Genomic DNA, 22348 nt, shown 5'->3' on the forward strand with positions numbered 1-22348 from the left:
TATGCGTGACGGAAGGGGCGCACGCCATGGCACGTGGCCCCTGGGGCGCGCGCCGGCCGCTACGGCCGGTCCCCGTCCTCGCCCAGCAGCGTGAGGAAGTCCCGGAACGCGGCGGGCATGTCCACCGACTCCGGTGCCAGCAGCCACTGGTACTGCAGTCCGTCCATCACGGCGACGAGCAGGGGAGCGGCACGCTCCGGTGTGAGTCCGCTCGGCAGCCGTTCCCCGTACTCGGCCCGCAGCGTCCGAGCCATGTTCGCGCGCACGGCCTCGTACCGTTCGGTGAAGAACTCGCGGGCGGGGTGCCCCTCCGTGACGCTCTCGCCGAGCAGGGCCGAGAAGGTCTGCACGATGCCGGGCCGCATGGCGTTGTACTCCACCAGCTGGCCGAGCAGATCGAGGCGCCACCCGGAGCCGGGGACCGCGTCCCACTGGTCGCGCTCCGCCAGTACGGCGACGAGCAGCGCCTCCTTGGTCGGGAAGTGGTGCAGCAGCCCCTGCGGGGTGAGGGCGACCCGCTCGGCGACCGCCGCGATACTCGCGCCCCGGTAGCCGCGCTCGGCGATCACCTCCAGCGCCGCCCGGAGGATCTCCGCACGCCGCTCCGTGCCCCTGGCCGACCTGGGCGCCCCGCTCGTCATGACGTCACCGTACGACACGGGTATGACCCCACACCCGGCTTGTGTAACGTACAGGTAACGAAACCTACCGATCAACAGGTGGCGCGTGCAGGATGGAGCGACGGAACGGACTTCAACGAGGAGGCGCCGCGATGGCGGGAACCCAGGAAACCCGGTCCACCCCGGCCGACCAGGCACGCGAGGCGGCCGTCGAGGCGGCCCTCGCGGCCCTCGACCTGGACGCGAAGGCGCGGCTGCTCGCCGGCCAGGACATGTGGTCCCTGCCCGCGCTGCCCGGGATCGGACTGAAGTCCCTGGTCATGTCCGACGGTCCGATCGGCGTCCGCGGCGTGCGCTGGACCTCGGACGACCCGTCCATCGCCCTGCCGTCCCCGACCGCGCTCGCCGCCACCTGGGACCCCGCCCTGGCCCGCCGCGCCGGCCGGCTCCTCGCCCAGGAGGCCCGCCGCAAGGGCGTCCACGTCCTGCTCGCCCCCACGGTCAACCTGCACCGCTCGCCGCTCGGCGGCCGCCACTTCGAGGCGTACAGCGAGGACCCGTACCTCACCGGGCGGATCGGCACCGGTTACGTGACCGGCGTGCAGGAGGGCGGCGTCGGCACCACCGTCAAGCACTTCGTCGCCAACGACGCCGAGACCGACCGCTTCACCGTGAACAACGTGGTCTCCCGGCGCGCCCTGCGCGAGCTCTACCTGGCCCCCTTCGAGGCGATCGTCGAGAACGCCCACCCCTGGGGGATCATGACCGCCTACAACTCGGTCAACGGCACGACGATGAGCGAACACCGCTACCTGGTCAACGAGATCCTGCGCGGCGAGTGGGGCTTCGACGGCTTCAACGTCTCCGACTGGATGGCCGCCCGCTCCACCGTCGGCGGCATCGAGGGCGGCCTGGACGTCGCGATGCCCGGCCCCACCACCGTGTACGGGCCCGCGCTCGCCGCCGCCGTCCGGGCCGGGGAGACCACGGAGGCCAAGGTCGACGAGGCGGTGCGCAACGTCCTGCGCCTCGCCGCCCGCGTCGGAATCCTGGAGGGCGCCGAACCGGTGGTCACCGAACCCCCGGCGCACGTCGACGGAGAGGCACTGGCCCGCGAGATCGCCCGCCGCGCCCTCGTGCTCGTACGCAACGAAGGCGCACTCCCCGTCCCCGAGGGGCACTCGGTCGCGCTCATCGGCTCGGCCGCCCGTGACGCCCGCGTCCTCGGCGGCGGCTCCGCCACCGTCTTCCCCGCCCGGATCGTCTCCCCGCTCGACGGCCTCACCGCCGCCCTGCCCGACGGCACACTGACGTACGCCCTCGGCGCCGACCTGAACGAGGAACTGGCCGTCGCCGACAAGGGGTTCGAGCTGCGCGCGGTCTGCCGCGACGCGGAGGGCACCGTCGTCGGCACGGGCTCGGCGCCGAACGGCCACCTCCAGTGGATGGGCGACGACCTGCCCGACGGCGTCACCCACGACAGCCTCCACAGCGTCGAACTGACCGGCACCTTCACCCCGCGCGAGAGCGGCCCCCACACCTTCGGAATCAAGGGCCTGGGCGCCTTCACGCTCACCGTCGACGGCACGCAGTATTTCGACGGGCTCCAGAGCACCGACGAGGACGACCCGTTCGTGACCTTCTTCGGCGCCCCCGTGGAGCACGCCACGGTGGACCTGACCGCCGGCCGGCCCCACGAGATCTCACTGCGTCACGTCGTCGCCCTCCCCGACAACCTGCCCATGAGGGTCATCAGCTTCACGCTCGCCCACCAGGAGCCGCGGCGCGACCCCGGAGAACTGATCGCCGAGGCCGTCGAGGCGGCCCGCGCCGCCGACACCGCGGTCGTCGTGGTCGCCACGACCGAGCGCGTCGAGTCCGAGGGCTTCGACCGCAGGGACCTGCGACTCCCGGGCCGCCAGGACGAGTTGGTCCGCGCGGTCGCCGCCGCCAACCCCCGCACCGTCGTGGTCGTCAACTCCGGCTCCCCGGTGGAACTCCCGTGGCGCGACGAGGTCTCCGCGGTGCTCCTCGGCTGGTTCCCGGGCCAGGAGGGCGGCGCCGCCCTCGCCGACGTCCTCACCGGCGCCCACGAGCCCGGCGGCCGGCTCCCCACCACCTGGGGCATGCTGGAGGCCGCCCCGGTCACCCGGGTCACCCCCGCCGACGGCGAACTCCACTACACCGAGGGCGTGTTCATCGGCTACCGGGCCTGGGAGAAGGAGGGCCGCACTCCGGCGTACCCCTTCGGCCACGGCCTCGGCTACACCGACTGGACGTACGACGCCATCGACGTGACGGGCACGACCGTCACGGTCCGTCTCACCAACTCCGGTACGCGCAGGGGCCGCGAGACCGTCCAGATCTACCTGGCCCCCGCGGAGCCCGAGGCCGCCCGCCCGGCTCGCACGCTGGCGGGCTTCGCGTCCGTGGAGGCGGCCCCGGGCGAGAGCGCGGAGGTCACCGTCGAACTCCCGGACCGGGCCTTCGAAATCTGGGACGAGAAGACCGACTCCTGGACGCGCATGAAGGGTTCGTACGACATCGAGGCATCCCGCTCGATCGCGGACCGCAGGCTGAGGACCACAGTCGAGATCTGAACACCAGGGCGGCGGCAGGCTCTCAGAACGGCGCCCCGCCCTCACTTCGGAGGCGTACGCGAGGTGACGCCCGCGTACGCCATCTCGGCCAGCCGCGCCTGCCCGTTCCTGCTCGGGTGGAACCAGTCCCAGTGACTCAGCTGCTTGGTCCCGAAGCGGTACTCGAACACCGCGCCGCCGTCGAACCGGCACCGCCGGTCCTTCGCGCACACCTCCCGCAGCACCGAGTTGTACGCCTCCACCCGGTCCTGGACCGTGTCCCGCCGCAGCGTCGCGGCCGAGTCCAGCGCGTCGGCGTCACCGAGCATCGACGGGCAGATGCCGAGCTTCCAGATCTGCTTGCTCAGCTTGTTGGTCCGGCCCTGCGACCACAGCCGCTTCAGATCGGGCACGCTGGACACGTACACCTGCGTCTTCGGCAGGGACTCCCGCAGCGTGGTCAACGCGTCCTCGAACTGGGCGCGGAACTCCGCCACCGAGGTCATCGCGGACACCGACGCGCGGCAGGCGTCGTTCGCGCCGGCCATCACCGTGACCAGCTCCGGCCTCCTGGCCGCGGCCTGCGCCATCTGGCCGGGCAGGTCGGACATGCGGGAGCCGGTCTCCGCGTAGTTCCAGCTGCGCTGCGCGGCCCCGGCCCTCCCGAGGAGGCGTACCGCGAGGCTGTTCACCTTCGCGTCGGTGCCGGTCGCCCACGACGAGTCGGGGCAGTCCGACAGCACCGAGCAGGCGTCGAAACCGCGGGTGATCGAGTCGCCGACCGCCGCGAGAGAGCGCGGACTGCGGTCCCAGGCGGGAGTCGGCTTCGGCGACGGCTTCCCGGCCTGTGCGGCAGTGCCCGTGGGCCCCGGGGCGTTTCCGCCGACCGCGTCGCATCCGGTCAGTCCCGCGACGCCGACGACCGCAGCCGCGAAGGCCGCGAGGAGGCCCCGCGAACGGTGACCACGGTTCCGCATCCCCAGTTCCCCTCGCTCGTCACGCAACGCCGGCCCGCCCCCGAAGCGTCCTGCCGGGTGACTGTGTGTACCCGGCGACACCCCCGGACACCCGGCCGGAGGCCCGCCACGCGTCCCGCCGGGTGAAACCTCGGTGTTTCCGGGCGCTGGGACCGACGGTACGTCACACTCCTTGCGCCGTCGCACGGTAGCCTCGCCACGTGGCCGCCCTGCCACTGATCGTTCCGCCAAGCTACAAGATGCCCGCTCTGTCCGGAGGCCCCAGTGACTACACGTGGAGTTCTCTACGTGCACTCCGCGCCGCGCGCGCTGTGCCCGCACGTCGAGTGGGCAGTCGCGGGCGTGCTCGGCACGCGAGTCAGTCTCGACTGGATCCGGCAGCCCGCCGCGCCCGGCACCTGGAGATCCGAGTTCTCCTGGCAGGGTGAGGTCGGCACCGCCTCCAAACTCGCCTCGGCGCTGCGCGGCTGGCAGATGCTGCGCTTCGAGGTCACCGCCGAGCCGTGCGCCACCGCCGAGGGCGAGCGCTACAGCTGCACCCCTGACCTCGGCATCTTCCACGCGGTGACCGGCATCCACGGCGACATCCTCATCCCCGAGGACCGTCTGCGGGCCGCCCTGGCCCGCTCCCAGCGAGGCGAGACGCAGCTGGAGTCCGAGCTCACGAAGCTCCTCGGCAAGCCCTGGGACGACGAACTGGAACCCTTCCGCCACGCCGGCGAGGGCGCCCCGGTCCGCTGGCTCCACCAGGTGGTCTGACCGAACGACAAGTGGCCCGGTCTCCTCGAAGAGGAGCCGGGCCACTCACCGTCACGACAAGAACGGCCGAATTCAGACCGTACGGAACGCCAGAACCACGTTGTGCCCGCCGAACCCGAACGAGTCGTTCAGCGCGGCGATCCGACCCTCGACAGGCAGCTTCCGCGCCTCACCACGAACGATGTCGGCGGTCGCCTCGGCCTCGGGGTCGAGGTTGTCGACGTTGATGGTCGGCGGCGCGACCCGGTGGTACAGCGCCAGCACCGTGGCCACCGACTCGACACCACCCGCGCCACCCAGCAGATGCCCGGTCATGGACTTCGTACCGGAGACGGCGAAGTGGTCGGCGTCGTCGCCGAAGACCTTCCGCAGCGCCTTCAGCTCGGCCACGTCACCGGCCGGCGTCGAGGTCGCGTGCGCGTTGACGTGCACGATCTCCGCCGGGTTCAGGTCGGTGCTGTCGAGCAGGTTCTGCAGGGCCTGGGCGATGCCCCGCCCCTCGGGCTCCGGCTGCACGATGTCGTGGCCGTCGGCCGAGATGCCCTGGCCGACCGCCTCCGCGTACACGCGGGCGCCGCGCTCGGCGGCGTGCTCGGCGGACTCCAGGACGATCACGCCGGCGCCCTCGCCGAGGACGAAGCCGTCACGGCCGATGTCGTAGGGACGCGAGGCGCCCTGCGGGTCGTCGTTGTTCTTGGACATCGCCATCATGTTGCCGAACGCGGCGATGGGCAGCGGGTGGATCGCCGCCTCCGTGCCACCGGCGACGACGACGTCGGCGCGGCCGGTACGGATCATCTCGATCGCGTAGCCGATGGCCTCGGCGCCCGACGCGCAGGCGGAGACCGGGGTGTGCACACCGGCGCGCGCGCCGACGAGCAGACCCACGTTGGCCGACGGGCCGTTCGGCATGAGCATGGGAACGGTGTGCGGGGAGACGCGGCGTACGCCCTTCTCCTTCAGCACGTCGTACTGGTCGAGCAGGGTCGTGACGCCACCGATGCCGGAGGCGATGACCGCGCCGAGACGATCGGGGTCGACAGCGGCACCCGGCGTTTCGTCGGCCGACGCCTCGGCGCCCGCCCGTCCGGTGTAACCGGCGTCCGCCCAGGCCTCCTTGGCCGCGATCAGCGCGAACTGCGCCGAGCGGTCGAGACGGCGGGCCTGCGGGCGCGGAATGACCTCGCCCGGCTCCACGGCGATCTGCGCCGCGATACGGACCGCCTGGTCGGCGGCCCACTCCTGCTCCAGAGGGCGGACACCGGAACGTCCGGCGACCATGCCCTCCCAGGTCGAGGCTGCGTCGCCACCCAGCGGTGTGGTTGCGCCGATACCGGTGACGACCACGGTGCGATTGGTCGGGCTCACGGGAACTCTTTCTCCAACGGATACGAGGATTCAGCGGCGCCACCGCCGGGTGGCGGGGCTAGCAGTGTCCGGGCCAGGGAATGGCTCAGCCCTTCTGGACGTCCGCCTGGTTCTTGAGGATGTACTCGGTCGCGTCGCCGACCGTCTTGAGGTTCTTGACGTCGTCGTCCGGGATCTTGACGTCGAAGCGCTCTTCGGCGGCGACGACGACCTCGACCATGGACAGCGAGTCGACATCGAGGTCGTCGGTGAAGGACTTCTCCAGCTGGACGTCCTCGACCGGGATGCCGGCGATCTCGTTCACGATGTCGGCGAGACCGGCGACGATCTCTTCCTGAGTGGCGGCCATGTCAGGCGCTCCTTCTTGTGTATCCAGAGGGTGTGGCGGTACTCCCGGCCGGAAAGATCCGGACGGTGTGCCTAGGGGAGGGTAACGACCGTCGCGGCGTACACGAGACCCGCCCCGAAGCCGATGACGAGCGCGGTGTCGCCGCTCTTCGCTTCGCCGGTCGCCAGGAGCCGCTCCATCGCGAGCGGGATCGAGGCGGCCGAGGTGTTGCCGGTGGTGCGCACGTCACGCGCGACCGTGACGTGTTCCGGCAGCTTGAGAGTCTTCACCATCGAGTCGATGATCCGCTCGTTGGCCTGGTGGGGAATGAAGACGTCCAAGTCGTCCGCAGTGAGTCCGGCGGCTTCCAGCGCCTCCTTGGCGACCTTCGCCATCTCGAACACGGCCCAGCGGAACACCGCCTGGCCTTCCTGCGTGATCGCGGGGAACTTGACCTCGCCCTTGGAGTCCAGGGGCAGCTGGGACACGTCGCCGGTGGGGGTCCCCCCGCTCGAGCGAAGCCGAGAGTGGGGGAGGAAACGGTCCCACGAGACGGTCTGCTTGATCGTGTGGGACTTGTCGCCCTCGGAACCCCAGACGGTGGGGCCGATGTGCGGCTCCTCGGAGGGGCCCACGACGACCGCGCCCGCGCCGTCGCCGAACAGGAAGGCCGTCGCGCGGTCCTCCAGGTCGGTCAGGTCGGACAGCCGCTCGACGCCGATGACGAGGACGTACTCCGCGGAGCCGTCGACGATCATGCCCTTGGCCAGGGTCAGTCCGTAGCCGAAGCCGGCGCAGCCCGCGGAGATGTCGAAGGCCGCGGCCTTGTTCGTGCCGAGCTTGTCGGCGATCTCGGTGGCGACGGCCGGGGTCTGGCTGAAGTGGGAGACGGTCGAGACGACGACGGCGCCGATCTGCTCGGCGCCGATGCCGGCGTCGGCGATGGCCTTGCCGGACGCCTCGATCGACATCGCGGCGACGGTCTCCTCGTCGTTCGCCCAGTGCCGGGTCTCGATGCCGGAGCGCGAGCGGATCCACTCGTCGGACGAGTCGATGTGCTCGAGGATCACCTCGTTCGGCACGACACGGACCGGGCGGTAGCCGCCGACACCGAGGATGCGCGCGTACGGGGAGCCCTTGCGGGCCTTGATCTTCGACATGCTCTGTCGGCTCCTTACGCGCTCAGGCGGAGGCGTGCTCGGCGATGAGCTCGCGAGCCGCTTCGAGGTCGTCGGGTGTCTTCAGCGCCAGCGTCTTCACGCCGGGCAGCGCGCGCTTGGCGAGACCGGTCAGTGTGCCGCCGGGGCACACCTCGAGCAGCGCGGTCACGCCGAGTTCCCTGAAGGTCTCCATGCACAGGTCCCAGCGGACCGGGTTGGCGACCTGACCGACGAGCCGGGCGACGACCTCGGCACCCGTGGCGACGGTCCGGCCGTCCTTGTTCGAGACGTACGGGATCGCCGGGTCGGCCGGTGAGAGCTCCGCCGCGGCCTGTGCGAGGGCGTCGACCGCCGGAGCCATGTGACGGGTGTGGAACGCGCCCGCGACCTTCAGGGCCACCACCCGGCGTACGCCTTCGGGCTTGTCCGCGTCCAGGGCGGCCAGCTCCTCCAGCGTGCCGGCGGCCACGATCTGGCCCGCGCCGTTCACGTTCGCCGGGGTCAGGCCGAGCTTCTCCAGGTGCGCAATCGTCACCTCGGGGTCGCCGCCGAGCAGTGCGGACATCCCGGTCCTGGTGACGGCGGCGGCCTCGGCCATGGCGAGCCCGCGGGTGCGGACCAGACGGACGGTGTCCTCGTCGGGAAGCACTCCGGCGAGCGCGGCGGCGGTCAGCTCGCCGACGCTGTGTCCGGCGATGGCGCCGACCCTGCGGGGCAGCTCGGCGGGGTCGTCGAAGAGCGTGTACGCGGAGGCCAGTCCGGCCGCGACCAGCAGCGGCTGCGCCACCGCGGTGTCGCGGATCTCGTCCGCGTCGCCCTCGGTGCCGTATCGGATCAGGTCGACCTTCGCGGCGTCGGACCATGCCTCAAGGGCACCGCGGACACCGGGGAGGTCGAGCCAGGGAGTCAGGAAGCCGGGCGTCTGGGCACCCTGGCCGGGAGCGACGAGTACGAGCACTCTCACACTCTCTCTTGTGGACGGGTACGGCCGCCCGTGGGGACAGGGACGAAGAACAGGAGGGGGAATTGTAGGTCCCCGACAAAAGCCTAGAGCTGGGGATCTCCATCGGCCAGACGTCCCAGGATCAGCGCGATCCGCAACGTGAACGCCGAACGTACGTCTGAAGGCGACCAGCCGGTGACGTCAGTCACACGTCGAAGCCGGTAGCGCACGGTGTTGGGATGCACGAAGAGCATCCGCGCCGCCCCTTCGAGACTGCTCGCCTGTTCGAGATAGACGCTCAGAGTCTCCAGCAGCGCGGATCCGGCCTCCTCCAGCGGTCTGTAGATCTCCTCCACCAGCTGCTCGCGCGCCGAGGGGTCCCCGGCGATCGAGCGCTCCGGCAGGAGATCGTCCGCCAGCACCGGCCGCGGGGCGTCCTGCCAGGCGAAACACGCCTTGAGCCCGGCGGCCGCGGCCTGCGCGGAACGGGTCGCGGCCAGCAGGTCGGGCACCACCGGGCCGGCCACCACGGCTCCGGCGGCGTACGGGCCGATGAGGGACTTGGCGACGGCGATGGGGTTGTCGCTGCCGCCCGCGATGACGACCAGCCGGTCACCGAGCACACCGGTGAGCACCTGGAGCTTGGCGTGCCGGGCGGCCCGCCGGATGGCCTCGACGGTCAGCTCGCTGTCACCGTCGGGTGCCGTGCCCAGCACCACGCACACATGCTCGGGCGAGTTCCAGCCGAGGGCCGCGGCCCGGGACACCGCCCCTTCGTCCGCCTCGCCCGAGAGGACCGCGTTCACGACCAGCGACTCCAGGCGGGCGTCCCAGGCGCCGCGTGCCTCGGCGGCCTGCGCGTACACCTGGGCGGTGGCGAAGGCGATCTCACGCGCGTACACGAGCAGCGCCTCACGGAGGACGTTCTCGTCGCCCGGGACCGCGACCTCGTCGATCGCGGACTCCATGACCTCGATCGTCGTCCGCACCATCTCCACGGTCTGACGCAGGGTGATCGCCCTGGTCAGCTCGCGCGGGGCGGTGCCGAAGACGTCCGTGGAGATCGCCTGGGGAGCGTCCGGATGCCGGAACCACTCCGTGAACGCGGCGATACCGGCCTGTGCGACGAGGCCGATCCACGACCGGTTCTCCGGGGGCATCGCCCGGTACCAGGAGAGCGTCTCGTCCATACGCGCGATGGCCTGGGCGGCGAGACTCCCGGACGACTTCTCCAGCCGCTTCAGGGTCGCGGCGTGCGTATGGGCGGCGCGCGCAGCGCGTTCGGTGTTGCTGGATTCGGGTTCGGGCACGGGACAAGACTGCCTTATCCGGACGGGAGTATGCGGCGGTGGGTCACGGGCGGCCCGGCCCACGGGTCTACCGTGGGGTGCGTGATGGACGTACGGCGCGCCGACGAGCGCTACCGCGGAGGCGATCCGGCGGCCGGGATCGACTCCCTGCACGCCTTCTCCTTCGGCCCCCACTACGACCCCGACAACCTCCGCTTCGGCGCGGTCATCGCCTGCAACGAGGAGCGGCTCGCGCCGGGCGCGGGCTTCGACGAGCACCCGCACAGCCACACCGAGATCGTCACCTGGGTCGTCGAGGGCGAACTCACGCACCGGGACACGGCGGGCCACGAGTCGGTCGTACGCCCCGGGGACGTCCAGCGCCTGAGCTCCGCGGGCGGCGTCCGCCACGTCGAACGCAACGACGGCGACGCGCCCCTGCTCTTCGTCCAGATGTGGCTCGCCCCGCTGGAGCCGGGCGGCGATCCCGTGTACGAAGTCGTCCACGGCATCGCCGACTCCACGCCGTACGCGGTGCCGGAGGCGGCCGCCATGCTCCACGTCCGCCGTCTCGCGTCGGGGGAGCGCACGGCGGTGCCGGACGCGCCCTTCGTGTACGTGCACGTCGTACGCGGCGAGGTCCTGCTGGAGAGCTGGGTGCTGAGCCCCGGGGACGCGGCCCGCATCACGGACGCGAAGGACCTGGAGGCGGTGGCCCGGGGCGAGGCGGAGCTGCTGCTCTGGGAGATGACCTAGGGAACTTGTCCCCCGGAGCCCTGGAGCTCGGCCAGCACCGCGTCCGTGAAGGCGGGCCACACCTCGGCCGCCCACGCCCCGAACGGCCGGTCCGTCAGCGCCACGCAGGCCGCACCCGTGCGGCCGGCGGCCGGGTCGACCCACAGGAACGTACCGGACTGACCGAAGTGCCCGAAGGTCCTGGGTGAGGACGAACTCCCCGTCCAGTGCGGCGACTTGGAGTCCCGGATCTCGAAGCCGAGGCCCCAGTCGTTGGGGTTCTGGTGCCCGTACCCCGGCAGGACGCCCTTCGTCCCCGCGTACTGCACGGTCATCGCTGCGGCGACCGTCCGCGGGTCGAGCAGCCGCGGCGCCTGCACCTCGGCGGCGAACCGCACCAGATCGTCGACGGTGGAGACGCCGTCCTTGGCGGGCGAGCCGTCGAGGGTCGTCGACGTCATGCCGAGCGGTTCGAGGACCGCCTGCTTCAGGTACTCGGCGAAGGGGATTTCCGTCGCCTTCGCGATGTGGTCGCCCAACTGCTCGAATCCGGCGTTGGAGTACAGCCGCCGCTGCCCGGGCGGAGCCGTCACCCGGTGCTCGTCGAAGGCGAGCCCGCTCGTGTGCGCGAGCAGATGCCGCACGGTCGACCCCTCGGGCCCGGCGGGCTCGTCGAGTTCGACGGCCCCTTCCTCGTACGCGACCAGAGCGGCGTACGCGGCGAGCGGTTTCGTCACGGAGGCGAGCGCGAACCGCTGCGAGGTGGGTCCGTGCGACCCGAGCACGGTGCCGTCCGCCCGCACGACGGCGGCGGCAGCGGTGGGAACGGGCCACTTCTCGATCAGCGCGAGACTCTGCAAAGACATGCGTACGAGCCTACGGGCCCCGTCAGGGGCGCGGGGCTGCGACTATGCGGCTCCGCCGCGTGGGCGCGACCAGCCACGACGCACCCGCAGCTCAGAACCGGATCCGCATCAAGGGATCCGCGCTACGGACGAACCCCATCGACGCGTACAGCGGCGCGGCCTCCACCGAGGCGGTCAGATCGATCTGACCGACTCCCCGCTCACGGAACCACTCCACCAGCGCCTCCATGCAGGCCCGCGCGTACCCCCGCCGCCGTGCATCCGGGTCGGTGGCGACGCTGAACACGTATCCGATCCGCCCGTGCGGATTCCCGGCCCGCCCGATCCGGTACTCCAACGTCCCCACCACAAGGGCCCCGAGGGCCCCCACCCGCTCGGGGTGATCGACGACGAAGGCCGCGAAACCCCCGTCGGGATCGGCCAGCCGACCCCGTACCGTGGTCAGGGATTCGGCGTGCCAGTCGGCGGACGTGTCCGCCCCGGGCTGGGAGTCGATCAGCACCTGCCGCAGGCGGAGCAGTTCCTCGGCGTCCTCGGGCACGGCACGACGTACAAGGCTCATGATCGGCACGGTAGCCAGCGCGGCGCCCGGGTGTCGTCGGAATTTCACCGGAATCCGCTTGCTTGGAGTGCACTCCAAGGTTTTAGCGTTGAGGCCATGACGGTGATGGAGACCACGGAGGCCGGGACCGACATCTGCGCCGGTCCGCCCCACGCGGAGCGGCGTCCGGACGGCCGGGACCAGTACACGATCAGCGAGGTCGTCGCCTTCACCGGCCTGACGGCGCACACCCTCCGCTGGTACGAGCGGATCGGGCTGATGCCGCACATCGACCGCTCGCACACGGGCCAGCGGCGGTACAGCAACCGCGATCTCGACTGGCTCGACCTCGTCGGCAAGCTGCGGCTGACCGGAATGCCGGTCGCCGACATGGTGCGGTACGCGGAGATGGTGCGCGAGGGCGACGACACGTACGCCGACCGCTTCGAGCTCCTGGAGGCGACCCGCCGGGACGTGCGGGCCCGGATCGCCGAGCTCCAGGACACCCTCGCCGTGCTCGACCGGAAGATCAGTTTCTATGCGGACGCCGGGCGGGCCCTGGCGTCGGAGAGGTCCCGATGACGGACAGCAGGATCGCGAAGGCACAGCTCGGTACGGGCGGCCCCGAGGTCGGTGTGCAGGGCCTCGGCTGCATGGGCATGAGCTTCGCGTACGGCCCGACGGACGCCGAGGAGGCGCGGGCCACGCTGGAGCGCGCCCTGGAGCTGGGCGTGACGCTCTACGACACGGCGGACGCGTACGGGCAGGGGGAGAACGAGAAGTTCCTCGCGCCGTTCTTCGGGGCGCACCGCGACGAGGTCGTCATCGCGACGAAGTTCGCCCTGGCGATCCCGCCGGACGACCCGACCAGGCGGATCATCCGCAACGACGCGCCGTACATCCGGCAGGCCGTGGAGGCGAGCCTCCAGCGCCTGGACGTCGACGTGATCGACCTCTACTACATGCACCGCCGTGACGTGAACATCCCCATCGAGGAGACCGTCGGCGTCATGGCCGAGCTGGTCCGCGAGGGCAAGGTCAAGCAGCTGGGCCTCAGCGAGGTCACGGGCGGCGAACTGCGTGCCGCGCAGGCGGTGCACCCGATCGCGGCCGTCCAGTCCGAGTGGTCGCTGTTCAGCAGGGACATCGAGGCGGGTGTGGTTCCGGCTGCCCGTGAACTGGGCGTGACGCTGGTCCCGTACTCCCCGCTCGGGCGGGGCTTCCTCACCGGCTCCTTCGCGAACGCCGACAAGGACCTCACCGCCGGTGACTTCCGCCGTCAGCAGCCCCGCTTCACGGGCGACAACGCGGCGGCGAACGCGGCCCTGCTGGAGCCGGTCCGCGCGGTGGCGGGCGCCCACGACGCCTCCGTGGGCCAGATCGCCCTGGCCTGGGTCCACCAGCAGGCGGCGGTGCACGGACTGCCGGTCGTCCCCATCCCGGGCACGCGCAGGCGCGCCCGCGTCGAGGAGAACACGGCGGCGGCCCGTATCGAGCTGAGCGAGGCCGACCTGGCCGCACTGGAGCCGATCGCCGCGAAGGTCGCGGGGGACCGCTACGGCGACATGACGTTCACGTCGGCGGGCAGGGAGTAGACCGCATCCCGCGCCCCTCGCGGGCGCGGGACCGTGACACTCACAGCTCGGCCAGCAACTCGGCCTTCTTCACGGAGAACTCCTCGTCCGTGATGAGTCCCGCCCCGTGCAGCTCGCCGAGATGCCGGATCCGGTCGGCGATGTCGGCCGGATCCCGCCGGGGCCCCGGGGTCGTGCCGACGGCCGGCCCCGCGGAAGAACCCTCGGGCAGCGCCGAGGGCCCGCCCGACCGCACCGCGGCCAGGACGGCCGCGGCGAACGGCAACGACTCGTGGACCGGCCCGTATCCCAGCCCGAAGACGACGGCGGCCGGATCCTGGTCCGGCTGGGCCGGCTGTGGAACCGCGGCCTCGCGGCGGATGAGCCGCAGATGTCCCTCGAAGACCTCGGACGACCGCCACTCCACCCCACACAGGTCGGACACGGCGAAGGCCTGGTCACCGGCCTTCCACTTCGCGGAGGAGGCCCCTGTCCAGAACCACCGGAAGGCCACGGACTTCCCGTCGAAGGACGCCTTCCCGTCGTACGCCTTGAACTGCATCGGCGCTTCCGGCGGCTGCACCAGATAGCGCTCGGCCGGGCCCTGGTCCTCGGGCGGGAGCATCGCACGCAGCTCGTCCGCGTAGTACTCGGCGAGCGTCTCGCGCTCGGCGGGCAGCACCAGGCGGTAGGGGTCGTACGCCTCCTTGAGCTGTCCCGCGGCCGCCTCCATGAGCGGGTCCGCCCCCGGTCTCGGCACGGCACGCAGAACGACCGTCCCGCGCTTGCCGGGCGTCAGCGTCACCGCCGCGATCGCGTCGAGCGGGATGCGGCGCTCGCCGAGTGCCTGGAACAGCCTCGGCGTGCGGATCCCCCGTTCGAAGCGGATGAGCACGGAGTCGGACTCGAACTCCCAGGCGGCATGAAATCCGGCCAGTACGTCACCCATGCGGGCCATCGTATGCGGCATGCGCTTCCTAGTCCCCTCCCTGAGCGGACCGCACTTTCTTCGTTCTCTACGCGCGTCCGACTTCAGCCGTGTCGGACAAACCCTCCCTGCACGCGTCATCCTCGTGTGCGCAGCGAACCGCGCGGTACGCGCCAATACCGATCTCGGCGAAGTTGCGCAGGCTGTCGGTGCCGGGTTCGAAATACCCCGTGTGCCCCTTGGCGCCCCGCGCGGAGAGCACGCGCGCGCCGAACGCCGAGGACATGGGGTCGGCGCCGTGACCGAGCCCGCCGACCTCCAGGTGCGGTACGTCCTGGATCCAGTCGTCGGAGTCCCGTACGGCCCACACCCGGGCCGAGGTCCGCAGGTGCGCCACCTTCTCCACCCGCATACCGGGACTGCCCGCCACCGCTATGTCGGAGACCCGGGACGGCAGTGAACGCGCGGCGACACCGCAGACCACGGATCCGTAGCTGTGGCAGTACAGCGCGACGCTCGAACGGCCGGGCAGTGCCCGTACGAGGGCGCCGAGCCGGACCGCGCCCTCCTCGGCGCGGATGCCGGTGGCGGCGTCCATGCCGAGTCCGCTCGGTGTCGTGTAGTCGGCCCACGCGATCACGGCCGTACGCGTCTGCGGGCTCGCTTCCCGCTCGGCGCGGTACAGCGCCTTGGCCATCCCGACGGGCGCCGTGTACTTGCGCTCGGTGCGCTGGAAGGTCAGCAGGTCGGTGTCGACGCCGGGCACCACGACCGAGACCCGCTCGGCCCTGCCGAGGTTTCCGAAGACCTCCGCGACCCGGCCCGAACCCATCGGGTCGAAGGCGAGGATGTGGCGCTTGCCCGCCATCAGCGCCTCGTACCGGTGCATTCGGCGGCCCGCGTCGTGCTGGCCGGCCGCGGAGAGCCGGTGGTCGCGCATGCGTGTGCGTTCGACCTTGCGTGCCTGGTCGAGGGCGATGCGGTTGGCGCGGTAACGGAGCTTCACCGGCGCCCCGTTCATGTTGCCGACCGCGAGCGGATAGCGGGCCGCGAGCCGGGCGCGCTGGTGCGCGTCGAGCGAGGCGAAGAACTGGGTCAGCCGGGCGGGCGTCGTCCCGTCCAGGTCCGGCAGCTCGCGTCCGCCTATGTGACCTCGTTCCCAGGCGGACAGAGAGGCCGAGAGCGGTGTGGGCGCCCCTCTGTGATTGCGCACCGCGGTCCAGCCGGTGGTCCCGAGCATCACGAACACCACGGCCAGCGCGAGCAGCATGCGCCAGACGTTGAGTTGGGGAGTGGAGTCGAAGGAAGTCACTGAAAGGACACACTAGGAGAACGAGAGTGTCTCGCGTTAACCGAGTGAGGCGGATCACGTTTCCGTTGGGGTATTTGGGGCAAAGTGGACCGGCCTCCTGATGGGCGGTCACGGCGTGTGCGTACATGGGGTGATCTGTGCCCATCCGGACGTCACTGTGCGTGCGGCAGGACTTACTCCCCGTTCCCGCCCTTCTCGCTGTTCTCGCCGTCCTTGTCGCCGCGCTCCTCGCCCGTGTGCCAGTTCACCGCCAACGCGGGCCCCATCTGGTCGAGATAGGAGGCGGCCAGCTCGCGCATCGCCGCCACGCTGAAGTCCTCGCCCGCGCCCCACGCCCGGCCCGTCAGGCGCATCACGCCGCCGAACAGGGCCACCGCCACCCGCGGTCGCGGATCGGTGTCCACGTCGACGCCCTCACGCTCCGCGATCATCCGGGCGAGCTCCTCCTCCAGCCCCTCGTGACGGCGCAGGTGGGCGGCGAGCAGCGCGGGCGTCGACTCGATCAACTGGAAGGTGCGCATGTGCAGTTCGATCGGGACGACGGCCTCGATGGCCTCCCCGATGGTGTCCCAGCTCGCCAGGACGGCCCGGCGCAGCGCGTCCAAGGGAGGTTCGTGGGGCGGGCGTTGGCGCACCGCGTCGAGGAAGTGCGTCTCCGCGATCTCCTGGACGGCGAAGGCGGCCTCCTCCTTGCCCGCGAAATAGCGGAAGAAGGTCCGCTGGGAGACGTCGACCGTCTCCACGATCTCGTCGACGGTCGTCCGCTCGTAGCCGTTGGTCGTGAACAGCTCCAGGGCGGCCCGTACCAGCGCGTCCCGGGTGCGCTGCTTCTTGCGCTCGCGCAGGCCCGGTCGTGGCGCCGTGTCCATGAGTCCTCTTCTCGTCCTCAGGTGGGCACTCAGGTGTCCATCCGTTCAGCGCACCCGCTTCGCGAATGACATGTCAGTTACCGAATTGTGAATTGGTTTGTCAATTGTCAGCGGCTGTCACTAACCTCCAACGCATGACTAGTCAGACCACCGTCGACAAGACGGGCCCGGCCGACGAGGCCCCGGCCACAGCCTCCGGTCCGGCCCCGGCCAAGGGGCTGCGCGGACATCCGTGGTACACCCTGATCACCGTGGCGGTCGGCGTCATGATGGTGGCCCTCGACGGCACCATCGTGGCCATCGCGAACCCGGCCATCCAGAAGGACCTCGGCGCCACCTTCGCCGACGTCCAGTGGATCACGAACGGCTACTTCCTCGCCCTCGCGGTCACGCTGATCACGGCGGGCAAGCTCGGCGACCGGTTCGGCCACCGTCAGACCTTCCTCATAGGCGTGGTCGGCTTCGCGGCCGCCTCGGGGGCCATCGGCCTCTCCGACAGCATCGCCTTCGTCGTCGTCTTCCGTGTGCTCCAGGGTCTGTTCGGCGCGCTGCTGATGCCCGCCGCGCTCGGTCTGCTGCGGGCCACCTTCCCGGCCGAGAAGCTGAACATGGCGATCGGAATCTGGGGCATGGTCATCGGCGCCTCCACCGCGGGCGGCCCGATCCTCGGCGGTGTGCTCGTCGAGCACGTCAGCTGGCAGTCCGTCTTCTTCATCAACGTGCCGGTCGGCATCCTCGCGGTCGTCCTCGGTGCGGTGATCCTCACCGACCACCGCGCGGCGAACGCTCCTCGCTCCTTCGACCTGCTCGGCATCGGTCTGCTGTCCGGCGCCATGTTCTGCCTGGTCTGGGCGCTCATCAAGGCCCCGGAGTGGGGCTGGGGAGATGTGCTGACCTGGTCGTTCCTCGGCATCTCCGTCCTCGGCTTCGCCGTGTTCGCGTATTGGGAGAACCGGGTGCGCGAGCCGCTCATCCCGCTCGGTCTCTTCCGTTCCGTGGCGCTGTCGGCCGGTGTGGTCCTGATGGTGCTCATGGCGATCGCCTTCATGGGCGGCCTGTTCTTCGTCACCTTCTACCTGCAGAACGTGCACGGGATGAGCCCGATCGACGCGGGCCTGCACCTGCTGCCGCTCACCGGCATGATGATCGTCGGCTCCCCGCTGGCCGGCGCGATGATCAGCAAGACGGGCCCGCGTGTTCCGCTCGCGGGAGGCATGGCCCTCACCGCCATCGCCATGTTCGGTGTGTCGACGCTGGAGACGGACACGGGCAGCGGCCTGATGTCGATCTGGTTCGCGATGCTCGGCCTCGGCCTCGCGCCGGTCATGGTCGGCGCCACCGAGGTCATCGTGGGCAACGCGCCGATGGAGCTCTCCGGGGTCGCCGGCGGTCTCCAGCAGGCCGCCATGCAGATCGGCGGCAGCCTGGGCACGGCGGTCCTGGGCGCCGTGATGGCCTCCAAGGTCGACACCGACCTCGCGGGCAACTGGGCGGACGCGGGGCTCCCGAAGCTCTCCCCGGAACAGCTCGACCAGGCCGCCGAGGCGGTCCAGGTCGGTGCCCCGCCGGTGGCACCCGGCACCCCGGACGCGGTCGCGGCGAAGATCACGGAGGTCGCCCACGACACGTTCATCTCCGGCATGAGCCTGGCGAGCCTCGTCGCGGCAGCCGTCGCCGTGGTGGCCGTGTTCGTCGCCTTCCTCACGAAGCGGGGCGCCAACGCGGAAGCCGGTGCGGGAGTCGGACACATCTAGTCCGTTCTCCCGTCCGCCGTCCGCGTCATCTCGGGCCCGGCCCCGTCGAGTTCACTCGGCGGGGCTTTCGCCTATCCGAGTGACACCGTCCCATGTGACTTTCATATTGACCGTGCCGCAGGTCAGAGTGCTCTCAACTGATCCGTGCGGAACGGGCAGTTCGGTGAGGACGCGGCGTGCTGCCGGAGGGGGGCAGCACGCCGCGCGACCGAGGAAAAGAAGTACGGGTCTGAAGCGACAGGACCGGGGTACCCGAATTCCGAGCCAGAACCGACCGGCATTCGGTCGGCTCAGAGGTCAGGGAGTTGATGATGGCGGGCTTCGGTCACACCACGCGCAAACACCCTCGCTCGCGTCGCCGTACGGGGTCACGGAGCGGGCCGGACAGCGCGACGCTCGGAATCATCGGAGTCATCTGTGCAGTCGCCGGATTCTTCGTCCTGGGGATCATCCTCGGTCCCGTGGCGATCGTCTGCGGCTGGCTGGCCATGGGGCGCCGCTGGAGCGGCGGCCGCCCCCTGCCGGCGCTGATCGCGCTGGTACTGGGAGTGATAGACACCGTCCTGGCCATCGTGTGGATGGCGGGCACGGCAGGCCCCGGCACCGGAATGTTCTGACCGGGACCACCCAGGACGACGGTTCCCCGCTCCCGTGGAGGGAGGCGGGGAACCGCGCTGTCCGGCCGCGGTACGCCCGCCCTCCAGGGGCGCGGGGAACCTCGCGACCAGCCGCCCACGACCCGCACCCGCCCCTGCCGACACCCACCCCCCTACCCCTCGTCCGCTCTCCGGGCATGCCGACGCCCCGCGTCACAAAAGCCGAAGGGGCGGCGGGCCCCAAGGCCCACCACCCCTCACCGCACTACGGCACCGAAGCGGAGCGCTACGCGTCGCCGCCCGCCGCGCCCGGATCCGCGGCCGCCACGTCCAGCAGCTGGTACCGGTCGATCGCCTGCTTGAGCACCGAGCGGTCGACCTTGCCGTCCCGGGCGAGTTCCGTGAGCACCCCCACCACGATCGACTGCGCGTCGATGTGGAAGAACCGCCTGGCGGCGCCCCGCGTGTCGGCGAAGCCGAACCCGTCCGCGCCGAGCGACTGGTAGGTCCCCGGCACCCATCGCGAGATCTGGTCAGGAACCGACCGCATCCAGTCGGAGACGGCCACGAACGGCCCCTCGGCGCCCGAGAGTTTGCGCGTCACATAGGGAACCCGCTGTTCCTCCTCGGGGTGCAGCAGATTGTGCCGCTCCACCTCGACGGCCTCACGCCGCAGCTCGTTCCAGGAGGTCGCCGACCAGACGTCGGCCCGTACGTTCCACTCCTCGGCGAGGATCCGCTGAGCCTCGACGGCCCACGGCACCGCGACACCGGACGCCATGATCTGCGCCGGGATCGAGCCCGAAGTCCCTGCCGCGAAGCGGTGGATACCCTTCAGGATGCCCTCGACGTCGACGTTCTCCGGCTCGGCGGGGTGCTGGATCGGCTCGTTGTAGACGGTCAGGTAGTAGAAGACGTCCTCGCCGTGCGGGTGCTCGTCGGACGAGCCGTACATGCGGCGCAGTCCGTCCCTCACGATGTGCGCGATCTCGAAGCCGTAGGCCGGGTCGTACGCGACACAGCCCGGGTTCGTCGAGGCGAGCAGCTGGGAGTGCCCGTCCGCGTGCTGCAGACCCTCGCCCGTCAGCGTCGTGCGTCCCGCCGTCGCACCCAGCACGAAACCGCGCGCCAACTGGTCGGCCATCTGCCAGAACTGGTCGCCGGTGCGCTGGAAACCGAACATCGAGTAGAAGACGTACACCGGGATGAGCGGCTCGCCGTGCGTCGCGTACGCCGAGCCGGCGGCGATCAGTGAAGCCGTGCAGCCCGCCTCGGAGATGCCGTCGTGCAGCATCTGCCCGGTGGGCGACTCCTTGTACGCGAGGAGCAGGTCCCGGTCCACGGCCTCGTACTGCTGCCCGAGCGGGTTGTAGATCTTCGCGCTCGGGAAGAACGAGTCCATGCCGAAGGTGCGGTACTCGTCAGGCGCGATCAGCACGAACCGCTTGCCGATCTCCTTGTCCCGCATGAGGTCCTTGAGGAGCCGTACGAACGCCATGGTCGTGGCGATCGACTGCTGACCCGAGCCCTTCTTCACACTCGCGTACGTCTTGTCCTCGGGCAGCGCGAGCGGCTTCGACCGCACGACACGCGTCGGGACGTACCCGCCGAGCCCCTTGCGGCGGTCGTGCATGTACTGGATCTCCTCCGAGTCCCGGCCCGGGTGGAAGTACGGCGGCACGCCGGACTCCAGCTCCTTGTCGGAGATCGGCAGGTGCAGCCGGTCACGGAAGCCCTTGAGGTCGGCGACCGTCAGCTTCTTCATCTGGTGCGTGGCGTTGCGGCCCTCGAAGTTCGGGCCGAGCGTCCAGCCCTTGACCGTCTGGGCCAGGATCACCGTCGGCTGGCCCTTGTGCTCCTTGGCCGCCGAGAACGCCGCGTAGACCTTCTTGTGGTCGTGACCGCCGCGGCCCAGGTGCAGGATCTGGTCGTCGGTCATGTTCTCGACCATCGCGCGCAGCCGGTGGTCGTGACCGAAGAAGTGCTCGCGGATGTACGAGCCCGTCTCGGTGGCGTACGTCTGGAACTGCCCGTCGGGTGTGGTGTTCAGCTGGTTGACCAGTACGCCGTCGCGGTCCTGTGCGAGCAGCGGGTCCCAACTGCGGTCCCACACCAGCTTGATGACGTTCCAGCCGGCGCCGCGGAACTGCGACTCCAGCTCCTGGATGATCTTGCCGTTGCCGCGCACCGGCCCGTCGAGGCGCTGGAGGTTGCAGTTGACGACGAAGGTCAGGTTGTCCAGGCCCTCGCGCGCGGCGATGGACAGCTGGCCGAGCGACTCCGGCTCGTCCATCTCCCCGTCGCCGAGGAACGCCCAGACGTGTGACTTGGAGGTGTCCGCGATACCGCGCGCCTCCATGTAGCGGTTCATCCGCGCCTGGAAGATCGCACCGAGCGGACCCAGGCCCATGGAGACGGTCGGGAACTCCCAGAAGTCCGGCATCGACCGCGGGTGCGGGTACGAGGACAGTGCGCGCGGGGCCTTCGACTTCTCCTGCCGGAAGGCGTCCAGCTGCCCCTCGTCGAGGCGGTCCAGGAGGAACGCACGTGCGTAGATGCCGGGGGAGGCGTGCCCCTGGAAGAAGATCTGGTCGCCGCCGTCGCCCTCGTCCTTGCCGCGGAAGAAGTGGTTGAAGCCCACGTCGTAGAGCGAGGCGGAGGACGCGAAGGTGGCGATGTGGCCGCCGACCCCGATGCCGGGGCGCTGGGCCCTGGACACCATCACGGCCGCGTTCCAGCGGGTCGCGTTGAGGATCCTGCGCTCGATCTCCTCGTTGCCGGGGAAGAACGGCTCGTCCTTGGTGGCGATGGTGTTGACGTAGTCCGTGCTGCGCATCTCGGGCACGGCCACGCGCTTCTCGCGCGCCCGTTCGATCAGTCGCAGCATGAGGTAACGCGCTCGCTCCCGGCCGCGCTGGTCGACAGCGGCGTCGAGGGAGTCGAGCCACTCCTGGGTCTCTTCGGGATCGAAGTCAGGGACCTGACTCGGAAGGCCGCCAATGATGATCGGGTTGCGATCGGGTCCGGAAGCCACGCTGTTCCTTCGCTCTCGGGGGGCCGCTTCTTCTCGGTTTTTTCTTGGGATTTTCTCTGGTTTCCTGGGCGTCTGCGCCGTTCCCCATCGTGTACCTCAGGAGCGGAAACGTCATC

20 protein-coding genes are annotated in these 22348 nt (G+C 70.6%); 7 read left to right on the forward strand and 13 right to left on the reverse strand.

From position 1 onward, the window contains the following. Positions 1–59 precede the first annotated feature (59 nt). Positions 60–659: a TetR/AcrR family transcriptional regulator gene (locus tag O1Q96_RS08980; RefSeq protein WP_217452500.1), complete on the reverse strand. Its 600-nt coding sequence runs from the start codon at positions 657–659 to the stop codon at positions 60–62. A gap of 113 nt (positions 660–772) precedes the next feature. Here O1Q96_RS08980 and O1Q96_RS08985 point away from each other — a divergent pair, with 113 nt between their 5' ends. After that, positions 773–3220, forward strand: a complete 2448-nt coding sequence (locus O1Q96_RS08985; RefSeq protein WP_269247650.1) for a glycoside hydrolase family 3 protein — start codon at positions 773–775, stop codon at positions 3218–3220. 41 nt (positions 3221–3261) lie between these two features. Here the strand turns inward: O1Q96_RS08985 and O1Q96_RS08990 are convergent, their stop codons facing one another. After that, complete coding sequence (locus O1Q96_RS08990; protein ID WP_269247651.1) at positions 3262–4176, reverse strand: SGNH/GDSL hydrolase family protein; 915 nt, start codon at positions 4174–4176, stop codon at positions 3262–3264. Positions 4177–4440: 264 nt separating this feature from the next. Here O1Q96_RS08990 and O1Q96_RS08995 point away from each other — a divergent pair, with 264 nt between their 5' ends. Continuing rightward, on the forward strand, positions 4441–4935 hold the full coding sequence (locus O1Q96_RS08995) for a DUF3145 domain-containing protein (RefSeq protein WP_269247652.1): 495 nt from the start codon (positions 4441–4443) through the stop codon (positions 4933–4935). A 72-nt stretch (positions 4936–5007) separates the two neighbouring features. Here O1Q96_RS08995 and O1Q96_RS09000 read toward each other — a convergent pair whose 3' ends face one another. From O1Q96_RS09000 to O1Q96_RS09020, 5 genes are all read right to left on the reverse strand, one after another. Beyond that, positions 5008–6303: a beta-ketoacyl-[acyl-carrier-protein] synthase family protein gene (locus O1Q96_RS09000; protein ID WP_269247653.1), complete on the reverse strand. Its 1296-nt coding sequence runs from the start codon at positions 6301–6303 to the stop codon at positions 5008–5010. A gap of 85 nt (positions 6304–6388) precedes the next feature. Beyond that, entirely contained in the window at positions 6389–6652 is a 264-nt protein-coding gene (locus O1Q96_RS09005) for an acyl carrier protein (RefSeq protein ID WP_269247654.1), read from the reverse strand. Between the two features lie 71 nt (positions 6653–6723). Beyond that, the gene (locus tag O1Q96_RS09010; RefSeq protein WP_269247655.1) at positions 6724–7791 is read right to left on the reverse strand and encodes a ketoacyl-ACP synthase III; all 1068 of its coding nucleotides are present in this window, start codon (positions 7789–7791) and stop codon (positions 6724–6726) included. A gap of 22 nt (positions 7792–7813) precedes the next feature. Continuing rightward, the gene (locus tag O1Q96_RS09015) at positions 7814–8749 is read right to left on the reverse strand and encodes an ACP S-malonyltransferase (protein ID WP_269253539.1); all 936 of its coding nucleotides are present in this window, start codon (positions 8747–8749) and stop codon (positions 7814–7816) included. Positions 8750–8838: 89 nt separating this feature from the next. Continuing rightward, entirely contained in the window at positions 8839–10044 is a 1206-nt protein-coding gene (locus O1Q96_RS09020) for a PucR family transcriptional regulator (protein WP_269247656.1), read from the reverse strand. A gap of 84 nt (positions 10045–10128) precedes the next feature. Here O1Q96_RS09020 and O1Q96_RS09025 point away from each other — a divergent pair, with 84 nt between their 5' ends. Continuing rightward, positions 10129–10779 (forward strand): pirin family protein, encoded by a 651-nt coding sequence (locus O1Q96_RS09025; RefSeq protein WP_269253540.1) that lies wholly within the window; start codon positions 10129–10131, stop codon positions 10777–10779. On the opposite strand, the gene O1Q96_RS09030 is transcribed toward O1Q96_RS09025, so the two are convergent. Together O1Q96_RS09030 and O1Q96_RS09035 are read right to left on the reverse strand one after the other, a co-directional pair. Further along, positions 10776–11624: a serine hydrolase domain-containing protein gene (locus tag O1Q96_RS09030; RefSeq protein ID WP_269247657.1), complete on the reverse strand. Its 849-nt coding sequence runs from the start codon at positions 11622–11624 to the stop codon at positions 10776–10778. The two genes, O1Q96_RS09025 and O1Q96_RS09030, sit on opposite strands and share 4 nt — an antisense overlap. Positions 11625–11715: 91 nt before the next feature. Further along, a complete protein-coding gene (locus O1Q96_RS09035; protein ID WP_269247658.1) occupies positions 11716–12186 on the reverse strand; it encodes a GNAT family N-acetyltransferase in 471 nt (156 codons plus the stop codon). Between the two features lie 96 nt (positions 12187–12282). On the opposite strand from O1Q96_RS09035, the gene O1Q96_RS09040 reads away from it, so the two are divergent. Next, the gene (locus O1Q96_RS09040; protein ID WP_269247659.1) at positions 12283–12747 is read left to right on the forward strand and encodes a MerR family transcriptional regulator; all 465 of its coding nucleotides are present in this window, start codon (positions 12283–12285) and stop codon (positions 12745–12747) included. Beyond that, complete coding sequence (locus O1Q96_RS09045; RefSeq protein ID WP_269247660.1) at positions 12744–13760, forward strand: aldo/keto reductase; 1017 nt, start codon at positions 12744–12746, stop codon at positions 13758–13760. The genes O1Q96_RS09040 and O1Q96_RS09045 overlap by 4 nt, the downstream gene beginning before the upstream one ends. A gap of 40 nt (positions 13761–13800) precedes the next feature. Here O1Q96_RS09045 and O1Q96_RS09050 read toward each other — a convergent pair whose 3' ends face one another. From O1Q96_RS09050 to O1Q96_RS09060, 3 genes are all read right to left on the reverse strand, one after another. Continuing rightward, positions 13801–14688 carry a DUF4429 domain-containing protein gene (locus O1Q96_RS09050; RefSeq protein ID WP_269247661.1) on the reverse strand — a complete coding sequence of 296 codons (888 nt, stop codon included), beginning with the start codon at positions 14686–14688 and terminating at the stop codon, positions 13801–13803. A gap of 67 nt (positions 14689–14755) precedes the next feature. Beyond that, the gene (locus O1Q96_RS09055; protein ID WP_269247662.1) at positions 14756–15979 is read right to left on the reverse strand and encodes an alpha/beta hydrolase; all 1224 of its coding nucleotides are present in this window, start codon (positions 15977–15979) and stop codon (positions 14756–14758) included. Positions 15980–16152: 173 nt separating this feature from the next. Further along, entirely contained in the window at positions 16153–16848 is a 696-nt protein-coding gene (locus tag O1Q96_RS09060; RefSeq protein WP_269247663.1) for a TetR family transcriptional regulator, read from the reverse strand. 134 nt (positions 16849–16982) lie between these two features. Here O1Q96_RS09060 and O1Q96_RS09065 point away from each other — a divergent pair, with 134 nt between their 5' ends. Together O1Q96_RS09065 and O1Q96_RS09070 are read left to right on the forward strand one after the other, a co-directional pair. Beyond that, entirely contained in the window at positions 16983–18602 is a 1620-nt protein-coding gene (locus tag O1Q96_RS09065; protein ID WP_269247664.1) for an MFS transporter, read from the forward strand. Positions 18603–18910: 308 nt separating this feature from the next. After that, on the forward strand, positions 18911–19219 hold the full coding sequence (locus tag O1Q96_RS09070; protein WP_269247665.1) for a small hydrophobic protein: 309 nt from the start codon (positions 18911–18913) through the stop codon (positions 19217–19219). Positions 19220–19484: 265 nt separating this feature from the next. On the opposite strand, the gene aceE is transcribed toward O1Q96_RS09070, so the two are convergent. Beyond that, positions 19485–22232 carry a pyruvate dehydrogenase (acetyl-transferring), homodimeric type gene (gene aceE / locus O1Q96_RS09075; RefSeq protein WP_269247666.1) on the reverse strand — a complete coding sequence of 916 codons (2748 nt, stop codon included), beginning with the start codon at positions 22230–22232 and terminating at the stop codon, positions 19485–19487. Positions 22233–22348 lie beyond the last annotated feature (116 nt).

Source organism: Streptomyces aurantiacus (assembly GCF_027107535.1).
In the GTDB taxonomy this organism is placed as follows: Bacteria; Actinomycetota; Actinomycetes; order Streptomycetales; family Streptomycetaceae; genus Streptomyces.